Genomic DNA, 787 nt, shown 5'->3' on the forward strand with positions numbered 1-787 from the left:
CGCACCTGGACATGGCAAAATCTCCCGGAATTTCGCGATATTTATAAAGCAGACCAATGTCTCTGCTTGGCTTTTCAAGGCTTTAAGATCCCCCATGAAACCGCACTGGACAACCAGAACCACGCGCTTATTCATAAAGTAATTTCAAGAGATCAACAATAAAATTTAAAGCCGTGTTTTATCTCTCAGCAATCAAACACAAGATTGCTTTTTGTTGTTTAGGTTTAAGCTCTCTAAAACTTTTCAAAAGGGTATGCTCTTCTTGGCTTGAGGTCATTTCTTCATAAGGAAGCAAGACATGTTCTTTTGTTGAAATATCAGCATAAAAAAAGAAAATCGAGATATCCAGTATATCAGCAATTTCTTGTAAACGCCCTGCCCCCACACGATTCAATCCTTTTTCATATTTTTGGATTTGTTGGAAGGTCACACCTAAGCGGTCCCCTAATTCTTTTTGAGATATTTTCAACATTTTTCTTCTAAAGCGAATTTTTTGCCCTATTGAAATGTCATTAGAATGTGGATTTTTAGCTTGCACTGAAGACCCCCTCCGGTTGCGAGCGCCCTCGCATAAGTATTCCGGGAGCCTGAAAGCACTGACCTCGAATCAGCTTTTTGCTTTTAGTGTGCAGACACACCTGGACATAGCAAAAACTCCCGGAATTCCGGGATACCCACAAAAGTAGGTTAATTTTATGTATCGAGGTTTCGGGCTTTCAGTTCCCTATTGGTTGTCGCGTATACAACCAAACTCACAAGGTCTATTGATAAAGTAATTTCGAAAAAT

1 protein-coding gene is annotated in these 787 nt (G+C 39.8%); it reads right to left on the minus strand.

The window, feature by feature from the left end:
• Positions 1 to 178: 178 nt before the first annotated feature.
• The gene (locus tag ACFINC_RS10415; protein WP_375617167.1) at positions 179 to 538 is read right to left on the minus strand and encodes a helix-turn-helix domain-containing protein; all 360 of its coding nucleotides are present in this window, start codon (positions 536 to 538) and stop codon (positions 179 to 181) included.
• Between the last annotated feature and the right edge of the window lie 249 nt (positions 539 to 787).

The organism is Bartonella sp. AP58NXGY, from assembly GCF_042195785.1.
GTDB lineage: Bacteria > Pseudomonadota > Alphaproteobacteria > Rhizobiales > Rhizobiaceae > Bartonella.